14 protein-coding genes are annotated in these 13,796 nt (G+C 62.2%); 2 read left to right on the top strand and 12 right to left on the bottom strand.

Annotation, left to right across the window (positions count from 1 at the left end; all coding sequences use genetic code 11):
* Positions 1-173: 173 nt before the first annotated feature.
* Positions 174-1,187 carry an AI-2E family transporter gene (locus HDC32_RS21460; protein WP_131696738.1) on the top strand — a complete coding sequence of 338 codons (1,014 nt, stop codon included), beginning with the start codon at positions 174-176 and terminating at the stop codon, positions 1,185-1,187.
* A 141-nt stretch (positions 1,188-1,328) separates the two neighbouring features.
* On the opposite strand, the gene HDC32_RS21455 is transcribed toward HDC32_RS21460, so the two are convergent.
* Positions 1,329-2,597, bottom strand: coding sequence for an Hsp70 family protein (locus HDC32_RS21455; RefSeq protein WP_184745384.1), 1,269 nt, complete (start codon positions 2,595-2,597; stop codon positions 1,329-1,331).
* Positions 2,598-2,835: 238 nt separating this feature from the next.
* Between HDC32_RS21455 and HDC32_RS21450 the strand changes: the two genes are divergently transcribed.
* Positions 2,836-3,774, top strand: a complete 939-nt coding sequence (locus tag HDC32_RS21450) for a DnaJ C-terminal domain-containing protein (RefSeq protein ID WP_131696736.1) — start codon at positions 2,836-2,838, stop codon at positions 3,772-3,774.
* A 46-nt stretch (positions 3,775-3,820) separates the two neighbouring features.
* Here HDC32_RS21450 and ureC read toward each other — a convergent pair whose 3' ends face one another.
* From ureC to urtA, 11 genes are all read right to left on the bottom strand, one after another.
* Positions 3,821-5,521, bottom strand: a complete 1,701-nt coding sequence (gene ureC / locus HDC32_RS21445; protein ID WP_145336041.1) for an urease subunit alpha — start codon at positions 5,519-5,521, stop codon at positions 3,821-3,823.
* A gap of 135 nt (positions 5,522-5,656) precedes the next feature.
* Positions 5,657-5,962 (bottom strand): urease subunit beta, encoded by a 306-nt coding sequence (locus HDC32_RS21440; RefSeq protein WP_027607724.1) that lies wholly within the window; start codon positions 5,960-5,962, stop codon positions 5,657-5,659.
* Entirely contained in the window at positions 5,959-6,492 is a 534-nt protein-coding gene (locus tag HDC32_RS21435; RefSeq protein WP_145336043.1) for a GNAT family N-acetyltransferase, read from the bottom strand. Before HDC32_RS21435 ends, HDC32_RS21440 begins: the two co-directional genes overlap by 4 nt.
* 5 nt (positions 6,493-6,497) lie before the next feature.
* Positions 6,498-7,010 (bottom strand): GNAT family N-acetyltransferase, encoded by a 513-nt coding sequence (locus HDC32_RS21430; protein ID WP_090400824.1) that lies wholly within the window; start codon positions 7,008-7,010, stop codon positions 6,498-6,500.
* Between the two features lie 9 nt (positions 7,011-7,019).
* The gene (ureA, locus tag HDC32_RS21425) at positions 7,020-7,322 is read right to left on the bottom strand and encodes an urease subunit gamma (protein WP_003171437.1); all 303 of its coding nucleotides are present in this window, start codon (positions 7,320-7,322) and stop codon (positions 7,020-7,022) included.
* 145 nt (positions 7,323-7,467) lie between these two features.
* Positions 7,468-8,307, bottom strand: a complete 840-nt coding sequence (locus HDC32_RS21420; protein ID WP_131696733.1) for an urease accessory protein UreD — start codon at positions 8,305-8,307, stop codon at positions 7,468-7,470.
* A gap of 33 nt (positions 8,308-8,340) precedes the next feature.
* The gene (gene urtE, locus HDC32_RS21415; RefSeq protein ID WP_122538470.1) at positions 8,341-9,039 is read right to left on the bottom strand and encodes an urea ABC transporter ATP-binding subunit UrtE; all 699 of its coding nucleotides are present in this window, start codon (positions 9,037-9,039) and stop codon (positions 8,341-8,343) included.
* 12 nt (positions 9,040-9,051) lie between these two features.
* Positions 9,052-9,885 (bottom strand): urea ABC transporter ATP-binding protein UrtD, encoded by an 834-nt coding sequence (urtD, locus tag HDC32_RS21410; RefSeq protein WP_178116730.1) that lies wholly within the window; start codon positions 9,883-9,885, stop codon positions 9,052-9,054.
* Positions 9,882-10,949: an urea ABC transporter permease subunit UrtC gene (gene urtC, locus HDC32_RS21405; RefSeq protein ID WP_184745382.1), complete on the bottom strand. Its 1,068-nt coding sequence runs from the start codon at positions 10,947-10,949 to the stop codon at positions 9,882-9,884. The genes urtD and urtC overlap by 4 nt, the downstream gene beginning before the upstream one ends.
* Positions 10,949-12,451: an urea ABC transporter permease subunit UrtB gene (gene urtB, locus HDC32_RS21400; protein WP_184745380.1), complete on the bottom strand. Its 1,503-nt coding sequence runs from the start codon at positions 12,449-12,451 to the stop codon at positions 10,949-10,951. The genes urtC and urtB overlap by 1 nt, the downstream gene beginning before the upstream one ends.
* A gap of 76 nt (positions 12,452-12,527) precedes the next feature.
* The gene (gene urtA / locus HDC32_RS21395; protein ID WP_131696729.1) at positions 12,528-13,793 is read right to left on the bottom strand and encodes an urea ABC transporter substrate-binding protein; all 1,266 of its coding nucleotides are present in this window, start codon (positions 13,791-13,793) and stop codon (positions 12,528-12,530) included.
* Positions 13,794-13,796: the final 3 nt, after the last annotated feature.

Raw genomic sequence — 13,796 nt, 5'->3', positions numbered from 1 at the left:
CCCCGGGCCCTAGAAGGCTGCGACACTCGCACACAGCCCACCTGTAGGAGCGAGCTTGCTCGCGAAGAACACAATTACCCCGCGTTTATTCAGAATAAACGCGTTATCGTTGGCGACCTTCGCGAGCAAGCTCGCTCCCACACATCCTTTAATGCCGTTCGTTTTGAGGCTGTATGCCAACGTTTTCTCAGCGTCATGTGTTGTTGCTGGCCAGCTACATCATCATTTTCGGCGGGTTGCTGCTGGTATTGCCGCTGAAATTGCTGCCCAGCCTGTTGGCCGGCCTGTTGGTCTATGAACTGGTCAACATGCTCACCCCCCAACTGCAACGGTTGATCGAAGGGCGCCGCGCGCGCTGGTTGGCGGTGGCCTTGCTCGGCACCCTGATCGTCAGCGTGCTGACCCTGATCTTCGCCGGAGCCATCAGCTTCCTGCTCCACGAAGCGGAAAACCCCGGGGCCTCCCTCGACAAGTTCATGGGTGTGGTCGACCGGGCACGCGGCCAGCTGCCGCCGTTCCTCGATGCCTACCTGCCCGCCAGCGCCGCCGAATTCCGCGTGGCCATCGGCGACTGGCTGAGCAAGCACCTGAGCGAACTGCAACTGGTCGGCAAAGACGCCGCCCACATGTTCGTCACCCTACTGATCGGCATGGTGCTTGGCGCGATCATCGCCCTGCAGCGCGTGCCCGACCTGACCAAGCGCAAGCCTTTGGCCGCCGCGCTGTTCGACCGCCTGCACCTGCTGGTCCAGGCGTTTCGCAACATCGTTTTTGCACAGATCAAGATCGCCGCGCTCAACACCGTCTTTACCGCCGTGTTCCTCGCCGTGGTATTGCCGTTGTGCGGCATTCACCTGCCGCTGACCAAAACCCTGATCGTGCTGACCTTCCTGCTCGGCCTGCTGCCGGTGATTGGCAACCTGATGTCCAACACCCTGATCACCATCGTCGCGCTGTCGCTGTCGATCTGGGTGGCGGTGGCGGCGCTGGGGTATTTGATCGTGATCCACAAGGTCGAGTACTTCCTCAACGCGCGCATCGTCGGCGGGCAGATCAGTGCCAAGTCGTGGGAATTGCTTCTGGCGATGCTGGTGTTTGAAGCCGCGTTTGGTTTGCCGGGGGTGGTGGCGGGGCCGATTTACTATGCGTATCTGAAGAGTGAGCTGAAGCTCGGCGGGATGGTTTAAGGCGTGTGTTGCCTGGGCGGGCCCCATCGGGGGCAAGCCCCCTCCCACATTTACTGTGTTTACATAGGTCGACTTGTGAACACTGTCAGTGTGGGAGGGGGCTTGCCCCCGATGAAGTCACCACGGTATTTCAGGTGACACTCAGCAGCCGTAGCGCTTGCTGGCTTCAATCGCCAAACCGCTGCCGATACTGCCGAAGATATTCCCTTCCACATGCCGGGCATTCGGCAGCATGGCCGAGATGCTGTGGCGCAGTGCTGGAATACCGCTTGAACCACCGGTAAAGAACACCGTGTCCACCTGGGCCACCGACACCGAGGCATTGGTGAGCAACTGCGTCACGCGGTTGCGCACGCGCTCCAGCAAGCCGTCGATGGCCGACTCGAACAGTGCGCGGCTCAGGTCCACGCTCAACCCCGGCTCAACCCGGTCCAGCAGGACGTGGCGGCTGTCGTCATGGGTGAGTTTGATCTTGGTCTCTTCCACTTCCATGGCCAGCCAGTGCCCGGCGCGCTGTTCGATCAGCTTGAACAGGCGGTCGATGCCGCCGGTGTCTTCGATGTCGTAGCGCATGCTGCCCAGGGCCAGCTGGGATTTCTGCGAGTACACCGAGTTGATGGTGTGCCAGGTCGCCAGGTTCATGTGGTGGCTGGTGGGCATGTAGGCGCCGCTTTTCATGCGGCTGCCGTAGCCGAACAGCGGCATCATGCCGGCCAGGGACAGTTGCTTGTCGAAGTCGGTCCCGCCGATGTGCACGCCGCCGGTGGCGAGGATGTCGTCCTGGCGGTTGTCGTTGTGGCGGCGGTCCGGGGACAGACGCACCAGCGAGAAGTCGGACGTACCACCGCCGATGTCGACGATCAGTACCAGCTCTTCTTTCTCGATGGTGGACTCGTAGTCGAACGCGGCGGCAATCGGTTCGTATTGGAACGAGATGTCCTTGAAACCGATCTTGCGCGCCACGTCGACCAAGGTGTTTTCGGCTTCCTGGTCGGCCATCGGGTCGTCATCGACGAAGAACACCGGGCGGCCCAGTACCACTTCTTCGAACTCGCGGCCGGCGGTGGCTTCGGCGCGGCTCTTGAGTTGGCCGATAAACAGCGCCAGCAGGTCGGTGAACGGCATCGCCGTGCCCAATACGCTGGTGTCGTGCTTGATCAACTTGGAACCCAGCAGGCTCTTGAGCGAGCGCATCAGCCGGCCTTCGTAGTTTTCCAGGTATTCGTGCAGGGCCAGGCGACCGTAGACCGGGCGGCGCTCCTCGAAGTTGAAGAACACCACCGACGGCAGGGTGATCTTGTCGTCCTCCAGCGCGATAAGCGTTTCCATGCCGGGGCGGATCCAGCCGACGGTGGAGTTGGACGTGCCGAAGTCGATACCGCAGGCACGGGCTGGGGATGGGTTTTTCATGTCTATCGGGTTCCGGTTGAAAAACGGCCGCGCAGTGTATGCCAGTCGAGGGCGGATGCGTAGGCCGACCATCCGTTAAATCGTGCTTGAAAGTTCAGCATTTGCCCCCACATCTGGTGCATACGGCAAGCGCCGATAACACTTTGACGCACCCCCAGGCCACGACACTCTACAGGTGCAAAGCAACGCACGTTGTGCCCCGGGCTGTGCGATCTCGATTAAGGATGGTGAACCGCCGATGGATTTCAAAGACTACTACAAGATTCTGGGTGTCGAGCCGACGGCCGATGACAAGGAAATCAAGGCCGCCTATCGCAAGCTCGCGCGCAAATATCACCCGGACGTGAGCAAGGAAAAAGACGCCGAAGCCAAGTTCAAGGACGCGTCTGAAGCCTATGAAGCGCTTAAAAGCGCCGATAAGCGCGCCGAATACGACGAGCTGCGCAAATACGGCCAGCATGGCCAACCGTTCCAGGGCCCGCCAGGCTGGCAGAGCCGTGGCGGTTTTGGCGGTGGCCAGGGCACCGAAGACTTCTCTGACTTCTTCAGCTCGATCTTTGGCGGTCGTGGCGATGCCTTTGGTGGCGGCCAGCGTCGTCCGACCGGGCGCAAGGGCCAGGACGTGGAGATGCAGCTGTCGGTGTTCCTCGAAGAGACGCTGTCCACCGAGTCCAAGCAGATCAGCTTCCAGGTGCCGCAATACGACGCCTCGGGCCGGCATGTCAGCAATACCACCAAGAGCCTGAACGTGAAGATCCCCGCCGGCGTGGCCGACGGTGAGCGTATCCGCCTCAAAGGGCAGGGCGCACCGGGCATTGGCGGTGGGGCCAATGGTGACCTGTACCTGATCGTCAAGTTTGCGCCGCATCCCAAGTTCGAAGTGGATGGCGAAAACCTGATCATCAACCTGCCGCTGGCGCCGTGGGAATTGGCGCTGGGCGCGGAAGTGGCCGTGCCGACCCTGACCGGCAAGATCAACCTCAAGGTGCCAGCCGGCAGCCAGAACGGCCAGCGCATGCGTGCCAAGGGCCATGGCTTGCTGAACAAGGCCGGGCAGCGTGGCTTCCTGTACGTGCAGCTCAAGGCGGTGATGCCACCGGCAGGCGATGACGACGTGAAAGCCTTGTGGCAGGAGCTGGCAAAAAAAGCCGCGTTTAATCCGCGCGAGCAGTTCTAAGGGGATTTGTGGTGAGGGCACAAGCTCCCTCACCACAGGTTCCAAGTCAGAACAGGAAATACCGCTGCGCCATCGGCAACACATCCGCCGGCTCACACCACAGCAGCACCCCGTCGGCCTTGACCTGATAGGTCTGTGGGTCCACCTCGATATCCGGCAGGTAATCGTTGTGGATCAGGTCGGTTTTCTGCACGTCGCGACACCCTTTCACCACCTCAATCTGTTTCTTCAGGCCCAGCGCTTGCGGCAAGCCTGCGTCCAGGGCTGCCTGGCTGATAAAGGTCAGGCTGGTGGCATGCAGTGAGCTGCCGAAACTGGCGAACATCGGGCGATAGTGCACCGGCTGCGGGGTGGGGATCGACGCATTGGCATCGCCCATCAGGCTGGACGCAATCGCGCCGCCCTTGAGGATCAGGGTCGGCTTGATGCCGAAGAACGCCGGGCGCCACAGCACCAGGTCAGCCCACTTGCCCACTTCGATGGACCCGACGATATGGCTGATGCCATGGGTGATCGCCGGGTTGATGGTGTACTTGGCGATGTAGCGCTTGGCGCGGAAGTTGTCGTTGCCGGGGCCGTCACCGGGCAGGGCGCCACGCTGTTTCTTCATCTTGTCGGCGGTCTGCCAGGTGCGGGTGATCACTTCACCAACGCGGCCCATGGCCTGGCTGTCGGAGCTGATCATCGAGAACGCGCCGAGGTCGTGCAGGATGTCTTCGGCGGCGATGGTCTCGCGGCGGATGCGGCTTTCGGCGAAGGCCACGTCTTCGGCAATGCTTGGGTCCAGGTGATGGCAGACCATCAACATGTCCAGGTGTTCGTCGATGGTGTTGCGCGTGAACGGCCGCGTCGGGTTGGTGGAGCTGGGCAGCACGTTGGGAAAGCCGCAGGCCTTGATGATGTCCGGCGCGTGGCCGCCACCGGCACCTTCGGTGTGGTAGGTGTGGATGGTGCGGCCCTTGAGCGCGGCGAGGGTGGTTTCGACAAAGCCGGATTCGTTGAGGGTGTCGCTGTGGATCGCCACCTGCACGTCGTACTGGTCGGCGACGCTCAGGCAGTTGTCGATGCTGGCGGGCGTGGTGCCCCAGTCTTCGTGCAGCTTCAAGCCGATTGCGCCGGCCTTGACCTGCTCGATCAACGGCTCGGGCAAGCTCGCGTTGCCTTTGCCGGTAAAGCCGATGTTCATCGGGAACGAGTCGCTGGCCTGCAGCATGCGCGCCAGGTGCCAGGGCCCGGAGGTGCAGGTGGTGGCGTTGGTGCCGGTGGCCGGCCCGGTGCCGCCGCCGATCATGGTGGTGACGCCGCTGGTCAGCGCCTCTTCGATCTGCTGCGGGCAGATGAAATGCACGTGGGAGTCGATACCGCCGGCGGTGAGAATCATGCCTTCGCCGGCGATCACTTCGGTGCTGGCGCCGATGGCCATGGTTACGCCGGGCTGGATGTCCGGGTTGCCGGCCTTGCCGATCGCATGAATGCGGCCGTTCTTCAAGCCGACGTCGGCTTTGACGATGCCCCAGTGGTCGATGATCAGCGCGTTGGTGATCAGGGTGTCGACGACTTCATGGGCGAGCAATTGGCTCTGGCCCTGGCCGTCGCGGATGACTTTGCCGCCGCCGAATTTCACTTCTTCGCCATAGACGGTGAAGTCCTGCTCGACTTCGACGAACAGCTCGGTATCGGCCAGGCGGACCTTGTCACCGACGGTGGGGCCGTACATGTCGGCGTAGGCTTGGCGGCTGATTTTCATAGGTGTGTGCCCTGAGAAGAATGTGTTGAATGTGACACCGCTATCGGGAGCAAGCCCCCTCCCACCTTTGATGTGTGAACACGGTCAAAATGTGGGAGGGGCGGTGCGACGATTCGACTTGCTCCCGATGAGGCCCTAAAGGTCGCCCATGATCCGTCCGGCAAACCCGAATACCCGCCGCCCGCCGCTCAAATCAACCAGCTCGACCTCACGGCTCTGCCCCGGCTCAAACCGCACCGCCGTGCCCGCCGGAATATTCAGGCGCATGCCGCGGCTCAATGGACGGTCAAACGTCAGCGCGTCATTGGTCTCGAAAAAATGGTAGTGCGAACCCACCTGGATCGGCCGGTCGCCGCTGTTGGCCACGCTGAGGGTGACGGTGCGCCGGCCGACGTTGAGTTCGATCTCGCCAGGCTGGATCTGATATTCGCCAGGAATCATGCAGGTTGCCCCAGGGTCTTGAAGTAGATGGCGGTCGGGCTGTAGCGCCCGTCCGGGCTTTGGCAGTAGTCGGGCAGTTCACCGAGCTTGGTGTAGCGCAGCGACTGGTAGAAGGCTTCGGCAGGCGAGCCGGCTTCGGTGTCCAGGTACAGCAGGCCGCGCTTGTGCTGGCGCGCGGCGAGTTCCAGGGTGTTCATCAATTGTTGGCCCAGGCCGTGGCGCCGCGCGCTGCTGTGCACCAGCAGCTTTTGCACTTCGGCGCGGTTCAGGCCGTTGGCTTTCTGACACAGTGCCAACTGCACGCTGGCGATCACCTGCTCATCGCGCACCACCACCCACAGCAACAGGCCGGCGTCTTCAATGCTCGCCTGCACGCTTTCCAGATAGACGCGGGCCTGGGCCTCATCGAAGTCGGCCATAAAACCAACCGACGCACCCTGCTTGACCGCATCCAGCAACAGCTCGATCAGGCCCCGGCGGTAGTGGGCAAAACTTTCAGCATTGACTCGACGCAGTTGCGCGGCATTCATCGAACTCACTCCTTGGGCGGTTGCGCGCCCGGATTCAATGTCAGTTGCATAAAGGTCAGGTCCAGCCAGCGGCCGAACTTGATGCCCACTTGGGGCATTTGCCCGGTGGTGACGAACCCCAGGCGTTCATGCAGGCGGATCGACGCCAGGTTGCCGCTTTCGATAGCCGCCACCATCACATGCTTGCCACAGGTTCTGGCGCGTTCGATCAGGGCCTGCATCAGCAGTGGGCCAAGGCCTTTGCCGCGCTGGTCGTTGCGTACATACACCGAGTGCTCGACGCTGTAGCGGTAGCCTTCGAACGCGCGCCAATCGCCAAACGAGGCATAGCCGATCACTTGCTCATTTTCGGTCGCCACCAGAATCGGATAGCCCTGGGCCTGGCGTGCACTGAGCCAGGCCTGGCGGTTGCCGAGATCCACCAGTTGTTCGTTCCAGATCGCCGTGGTGTTGAGTACCGCGTCGTTGTAGATGTCGCGGATCGCCGGCAGGTCCTGCTCGGTTGCATCACGAATCATGGCCGTGCCTCATGCGATGGGTTGGTGGACAGTCACCAGTTTGGTGCCGTCGGGGAAGGTGGCTTCCACCTGGATATCCGGGATCATTTCCGGGATGCCTTCCATCACCTGTTCACGGCTGAGCAGGGTGGTGCCGTAGTGCATCAGGTCGGCCACGGTGCGGCCATCGCGGGCGCCTTCCATCAAGGCGGCGGAGATATAGGCGATGGTTTCCGGGTAGTTGAGCTTCACACCGCGCGCCAGGCGCCGTTCGGCTACTAAACCGGCGGTGAAGATCAGCAGTTTGTCTTTTTCCCGTGGGGTCAGGTCCATGGTTCAGTCCGTCGTGAAATACATTCGTAAATACAATGGAGATTAAGTGTGGGAGGGGGCTTGCCCCCGATAGGGCAGTGTCAGGCAATACATCTTTCACTGACCCACCGCTATCGGGAGCAAGCCCGCTCCCACATGTTGATCTTCATGTGCTCCAGATTCTTGGTGAGACCGCCTCTCGCCCAAACATGGCGGGGCGTAACAATTTCCATAAATCAATCAACCATCCCCGCGCCAGCAGCGCTTCGCTGGCCAGGCAGCGGGCGACCAGCAAGCCGGGCAGTTGGGTCAGGTCGCCGCGCACGGCGTGGGGCAGGGCGCGGCAGTGTTCGAGTAATTCAGGTTCTATATCGCCGGTCACCAGCAGTGTGGCGAACACCGGTTGGCCGTCCAGGCCGATGGGCGAGTCGAGCAGACCGTCGGCGCCCACAATGCGCTGGCGCTCGTGCCAGAGCAACTGGCCGTCGCGGCGGATATCCAGGTGCGATTGAAAGTGCCCCAGGTCGAAACGCTCGCCACTGGCCGGGCGTCCCAGGGCGATCACGTCCCAGTAGAACAACCGGGCATCGCCGTGCAGGTCGATGCGGGTGCTGAGTTCGGCCTGGGCGGCGCTGAACACGATGGTTTCCTGGGGCAGCCATTCCAGGGTCGCGCCGGTTTCCACGGTCAGGTCCAACTGCTGAAACGCCGGGCCGCTGGCGCGATACCACTTGGCTGCGCCGGGGCTGGTCAACTGGGCCCAGGCGCCCTCGGCGACATGGGCGCGGATGTCCAGGCGATCACCGCCGGCAATCCCGCCAGGTGGGTGCACGATGATGTGCTGGCACACCTCGGGACCTTCGGCGTACAGGTGCTTTTGCACCCGCAGCGGGCCGAGATGGCGGCGCATCACCGGGCGCGTGGTGTCGCCGAAGCGCGCATAGCCGAGTTCCAGCTCGGCGTGCCAGCTGGGCGTGAACAGGGCAGGGGAAACGGGCAGGTTCATGGTTTCTTGTGCTTATCGTCAGGACGCTACAGGTTAGATGGTAACCAAGCCGCGCACACCCTCGCTTTCCATATTTTCACCGCGGCCCTGCTGCACGATTTCACCGCGCGACATCACCAGGTAGTGGTCGGCCAACTCGGCAGCAAAGTCGTAGAACTGCTCCACCAACAGGATCGCCATGTCGCCGCGCGCCGCGAGTTTTTTGATCACTGCGCCGATCTCCTTGATTACCGACGGCTGGATGCCTTCGGTGGGCTCATCGAGGATCAACAGGCGCGGACGGCTGGCCAGGGCGCGGCCGATGGCCAACTGTTGCTGCTGGCCGCCGGACAAATCGCCGCCGCGCCGGTGCTTCATTTGCAGCAAAACCGGGAACAGTTCATAGATAAACGCCGGCACTTCCTTGGCTTCCGAGCCGGGAAAACGCGACAGCCCCATCAGCAGGTTTTCTTCCACCGTCAGCCGCCCGAAAATCTCCCGGCCCTGGGGCACATAGGCGATCCCTGCGTGCACCCGCTGGTGTGGCTTGAAGCCGGTGATGGCCTTGCCCTCCCAATTCACCGCGCCCTCTTTGGCCGGCAGCAGGCCCATCAGGCATTTGAGCAGGGTGGTTTTGCCCACGCCGTTACGGCCGAGCAGGCAGGTGACTTCGCCGATCTTCACGTCGAAGGACAGCCCACGCAGGATGTGGCTACCGCCGTAGTACTGGTGCAGCTTGTCGACTTGCAGCATGTTCAGTTCTCCTTAGCGACCGAGGTACACCTCGATCACCCGCTCATTTTCCTGCACCTGTTCCAGCGACCCTTCGGCCAGCACGCTGCCCTGGTGCAACACGGTCACGTGGTCGGCAATCGAGCCGACAAAACCCATGTCGTGTTCCACCACCATCAACGAATGCTTGCCCGCCAGGCGCTTGAACAGTTCGGCGGTGAATTCGGTTTCGGCGTCGGTCATGCCCGCCACCGGTTCGTCCAGCAGCAACAGTTGCGGGTCTTGCATCAGCAGCATGCCGATTTCCAGGAACTGCTTTTGCCCGTGTGAGAGCAGCCCGGCGGGCCGATGCACCGAAGCGGTGAGGCGGATGGTGTCGAGCACTTCATCGATACGATCCTTTTGCTCACCGCTCAGGCGTGCACGCAGGCTGGCCCACACCGACTTGTCGGTCTTCTGCGCGAGCTCCAGGTTTTCGAACACGCTCAGGGCTTCGAACACCGTGGGTTTCTGGAACTTGCGGCCGATGCCGGCCTGGGCGATCTGCACTTCGCTCATGCTGGTCAAGTCGAGGGTTTCGCCAAACCAGGCCTTGCCGTGGCTGGGCCGGGTCTTGCCGGTGATCACGTCCATCAGCGTGGTCTTGCCCGCGCCGTTGGGGCCGATGATGCAGCGCAATTCGCCGACGCCGATGTACAGGTTCAAGTTGTTGAGCGCCTTGAAACCGTCAAAGCTGACGCTGATGTCTTCGAGGGTCAGGATGGTGCCATGGCGGGTGTTCAGGCCGGTGCCTGCGGCCTGGCCGATGCCGATCGCATCGCGGCCGCTGCCCGCATCAAAAATAGGTTCGAGCATGACGTTCCTCATTTCTTCAACAGCCCGATAACGCCCTTGGGCAGGTACAGGGTGACGATGATGAACAGCGCCCCGAGGAAGAACAGCCAGTACTCCGGAAAGGCCACGGTGAACCAGCTCTTCATACCATTGACCACGCCCGCGCCGAGCAACGGCCCGATCAGCGTGCCACGCCCGCCCAAGGCCACCCATACGGCGGCTTCGATGGAGTTGGTCGGCGACATTTCACTCGGGTTGATGATGCCCACTTGCGGCACGTACAACGCACCTGCCAAGCCGCATAACACCGCGCTCAACACCCATACGAACAGCTTGAAGCCGCGCGGGTCGTAGCCGCAGAACATCAGGCGGTTCTCGGCATCGCGCAGAGCGGTCAGCACCCGGCCGAACTTGCTCTGGGCCAGGCGCCAGCCGATGTACAGGCTCGCCACCAGCAACCCCACTGTTGCCACGAACAGCACGGCACGCGTGCCTGGTTCGGTAATGCCAAAGCCGAGGATGCTGCGGAAGTTGGTGAAGCCGTTGTTGCCACCGAACCCGGTCTCGTTGCGAAAGAACAACAGCATCCCGGCAAAGGTCAGCGCCTGGGTCATGATCGAGAAATACACGCCCTTGATCCGCGAGCGGAACGCGAAGAAGCCGAACACCAGCGCCAGCACGCCCGGCGCCAATACCACCAGGCACAGGGCCCAGAGGAAGTGCTCGGTGCCGACCCAATACCAGGGCAATTCGGTCCACGACAAAAAGGTCATGAACGCCGGCAGCTCATCGCCAGAGGCCTGGCGCATCAGGTACATGCCCATGGCATAACCGCCGAGGGCAAAGAACAGGCCGTGGCCCAGGGACAGCATCCCCGCATAACCCCACACCAGGTCCAAGGCCAGGGCGACGATGGCGTAGCAAAGGATCTTGCCCACCAGTGTCAGGGTGTAGGCCGATACATGCAGCGGGTTTTCCGGCGACAGCAGCGAACACAACGGCAGGGTCAGCAGGAGCAACAGCACCACCGCGCCGACTGCAATCGTCACCTTGGGGCCGGCCTTTTGTGCGGCCGTGAGCATCAATGGCTGGTTCATCAGTCAATCACCCGTCCTTTCAGTGCGAAGAGTCCCTGCGGGCGTTTCTGGATAAACAGAATGATCAGCGCGAGGATCAGGATCTTGCCGAGCACGGCACCGATCTGTGGTTCCAGGATCTTGTTGGCGATACCCAGGCCGAACGCTGCCATCACGCTGCCGGCCAACTGGCCGACACCGCCGAGTACCACCACCAGGAACGAGTCGATGATGTAGCTCTGGCCCAGGTCGGGGCCGACGTTACCGATCTGGCTCAGCGCCACGCCGCCCAGCCCGGCAATGCCGGAGCCCAGGCCAAACGCGAGCATGTCCACACGCCCGGTGGGCACGCCGCAGCAGGCGGCCATGTTGCGGTTCTGGGTGACGGCGCGCACGTTGAGCCCCAGGCGCGTCTTGTTCAGCAGCAGCCAGGTCAGCACCACCACAAACAGCGCGAAAGCGATGATCACGATGCGGTTGTACGGCAGCACCAGGTTGGGCAGCACTTGAATGCCGCCCGACAGCCACTGCGGGTTGGCCACCTCGACGTTCTGCGCACCAAACACCAGGCGCACCAGTTGGATCAGCATCAGGCTGATGCCCCAGGTGGCGAGCAGGGTTTCCAATGGCCGCCCGTACAGGTGACGAATCACCGTGCGCTCCAGGGCCATGCCGATTGCGGCGGTGACGAAAAACGCCACCGGCAGCGCGATCAGCGGGTAGAACTCGATGGCCGCAGGCACGTAGCGCTGCATCAGCAGTTGCACCACATAGGTGGAGTAGGCGCCGAGCATCAGCATCTCGCCGTGGGCCATGTTGATCACACCGAGCAGGCCGAAGGTGATCGCCAGGCCCAGGGCCGCCAGCAGCAGGATCGATCCCAGGGACATGCCGCTGAAGGCCTGGCCGAGGATTTCACCCATCATCAGTTTGCGTTTGACCTGGGCCAGGCTGGTCTCGGCGGCGGTGTGCACGGCGGCGTCGGTTTCCACACCGGGCGCCAGCAGCGCTTCGAGGCGGGTGCGGGCCAGCGGGTCGCCGGTACTGCCGAGCAGGCGCACCGCAGCGAGGCGCACCACCGGGTCGGTGTCGACCAGTTGCAGGTTGGCCAGGGCCAGGCTGAGGGCGGTGTGCACGTCCTCGTTGGTCTCGGCGGCGACCTGCTGGTCGAGGAATTTGAGTTGCGCAGGTTGCGCGCTTTTTTGCAGGGTTTGCGCAGCGGCCAGACGCACCTTGGGATCGGCGGCGAGCAGTTGCTGGCTGGCTTGTACGTTATTGATCAGGCCACGCAGGCGGTTGTTCAGGCGCACGGTCTTGGTTTCACCGTTGAGCGTGAGCTGGCCTTGTTGCAGGGCGTCCACCAACTCGATGCGCGCCGGGTCGGGCTGGGCGGCCCAGTCCTGGAGCAGCTTGGCTTGTTGCGTCGGGTTGGCGGCCAGGAAGTCTTCGGCGTCGCCGGCATGTACCGCCAAAGGCAGCAATAGCAGCAATGCCAGGAGATAGCGATTGAGGGCAGCGAGCATAAACAAATGTCCTAGTCATGCGCGGACAGTGTGGGAGGGGGCAAGCCCGCTCCCACAGTTGACCTGTGGTCGGGCTTTAGTTGCTCTTCACCGCATAGTCCGGTTTCTTGTCATTGCCCGGAATGTACGGGCTCCACGGCTGCGCCCGGATCGGCTCCTGGGTCTGCCACACCACCGAGAACTGCCCATCAGACTGGATCTCGCCGATCATCACCGGCTTGTGCAGGTGGTGGTTGGTCTTGTCCATGGTCAGGGTGAAGCCCGACGGCGCTGCGAAGGTCTGGCCGGCCAGTGCTTCACGCACTTTGTCGACGTCGGTGGATTTGGCTTTTTCCACTGCCTGCGCCCACATGTGGATGCCCACGTAGGTGGCTTCCATCGGGTCGTTGGTCACGGCTTTGTCCGCGCCCGGCAGGTTGTGTTTCTTGGCATAGGCTTTCCAGTCGGCGACGAACTTGGTGTTCACCGGGTTCTCCACCGACTGGAAGTAGTTCCAGGCCGCCAAGTTGCCCACCAGCGGCTTGGTGTCGATGCCGCGCAGTTCTTCTTCGCCCACGGAGAAGGCCACCACCGGTACGTCGGTGGCTTTCAGGCCCTGGTTGGCCAGCTCTTTGTAGAACGGCACGTTGGAGTCGCCGTTCACGGTGGAGATCACCGCTGTCTTGCCGCCAGCGGAGAACTTCTTGATGTTGGCAACAATGGTCTGGTAATCGGCGTGGCCGAATGGGGTGTAGACCTCTTCGATATCTTTATCCGCTACGCCTTTGGAGTGCAGGAACGAGCGCAGAATCTTGTTGGTGGTGCGCGGGTACACATAGTCGGTGCCGAGCAGGAAGAAACGCTTGGCGCTGCCGCCTTCTTCGCTCATCAGGTATTCCACCGCCGGGATCGCCTGCTGGTTCGGCGCCGCACCGGTGTAGAACACGTTCGGCGACATCTCTTCGCCTTCGTATTGCACCGGGTAGAACAGCAGGCCGTTGAGTTCTTCGAACACCGGCAATACCGATTTGCGCGACACCGAGGTCCAGCAGCCAAACACCACGGCGACCTTGTCCTGGGTCAGCAACTGCCGGCCTTTTTCCGCGAACAACGGCCAGTTCGAAGCCGGGTCCACCACGACCGGCTCAAGCATCTTGCCATTCACCCCGCCCTTGGCGTTGATCTCGTCGATGGTCATCAGCGCCATGTCTTTGAGGGACGTTTCGGAGATGGCCATGGTGCCGGACAGCGAGTGCAGGATGCCGACCTTGATGGTCTCGGCGGCCTGCACGGTCCACGTCATGCCCATGGCGACAATGGAGGCGGACAGGGTGAAAGCCTTGATCAAGCTGCGACGCTTCATGGT

The sequence above is a fragment of the Pseudomonas sp. JAI120 genome (assembly GCF_014207255.1).
Lineage (GTDB): Bacteria > Pseudomonadota > Gammaproteobacteria > Pseudomonadales > Pseudomonadaceae > Aquipseudomonas.
This window is presented reverse-complemented; position numbering and strand designations above follow the sequence as displayed.

Bases quoted from the DNA above. Each gene is read 5' to 3' on its own strand.
- ureA (WP_003171437.1), bottom strand. From the start codon at position 7,322: ATGGACCTGACCCCACGGGAAAAAGACAAACTGCTGATCTTCACCGCC.
- urtD (WP_178116730.1), bottom strand. From the start codon at position 9,885: ATGAGGAACGTCATGCTCGAACCTATTTTTGATGCGGGCAGCGGCCGC.
- HDC32_RS21460 (WP_131696738.1), top strand. From the start codon at position 174: ATGCCAACGTTTTCTCAGCGTCATGTGTTGTTGCTGGCCAGCTACATC.
- HDC32_RS21420 (WP_131696733.1), bottom strand. From the start codon at position 8,307: ATGAACCTGCCCGTTTCCCCTGCCCTGTTCACGCCCAGCTGGCACGCC.
- urtE (WP_122538470.1), bottom strand. From the start codon at position 9,039: ATGCTGCAAGTCGACAAGCTGCACCAGTACTACGGCGGTAGCCACATC.
- urtC (WP_184745382.1), bottom strand. From the start codon at position 10,949: ATGAACCAGCCATTGATGCTCACGGCCGCACAAAAGGCCGGCCCCAAG.
- urtA (WP_131696729.1), bottom strand. From the start codon at position 13,793: ATGAAGCGTCGCAGCTTGATCAAGGCTTTCACCCTGTCCGCCTCCATT.
- urtB (WP_184745380.1), bottom strand. From the start codon at position 12,451: ATGCTCGCTGCCCTCAATCGCTATCTCCTGGCATTGCTGCTATTGCTG.
- ureC (WP_145336041.1), bottom strand. From the start codon at position 5,521: ATGAAAATCAGCCGCCAAGCCTACGCCGACATGTACGGCCCCACCGTC.
- HDC32_RS21435 (WP_145336043.1), bottom strand. From the start codon at position 6,492: ATGAATGCCGCGCAACTGCGTCGAGTCAATGCTGAAAGTTTTGCCCAC.
- HDC32_RS21430 (WP_090400824.1), bottom strand. From the start codon at position 7,010: ATGATTCGTGATGCAACCGAGCAGGACCTGCCGGCGATCCGCGACATC.
- HDC32_RS21440 (WP_027607724.1), bottom strand. From the start codon at position 5,962: ATGATTCCTGGCGAATATCAGATCCAGCCTGGCGAGATCGAACTCAAC.
- HDC32_RS21455 (WP_184745384.1), bottom strand. From the start codon at position 2,597: ATGAAAAACCCATCCCCAGCCCGTGCCTGCGGTATCGACTTCGGCACG.
- HDC32_RS21450 (WP_131696736.1), top strand. From the start codon at position 2,836: ATGGATTTCAAAGACTACTACAAGATTCTGGGTGTCGAGCCGACGGCC.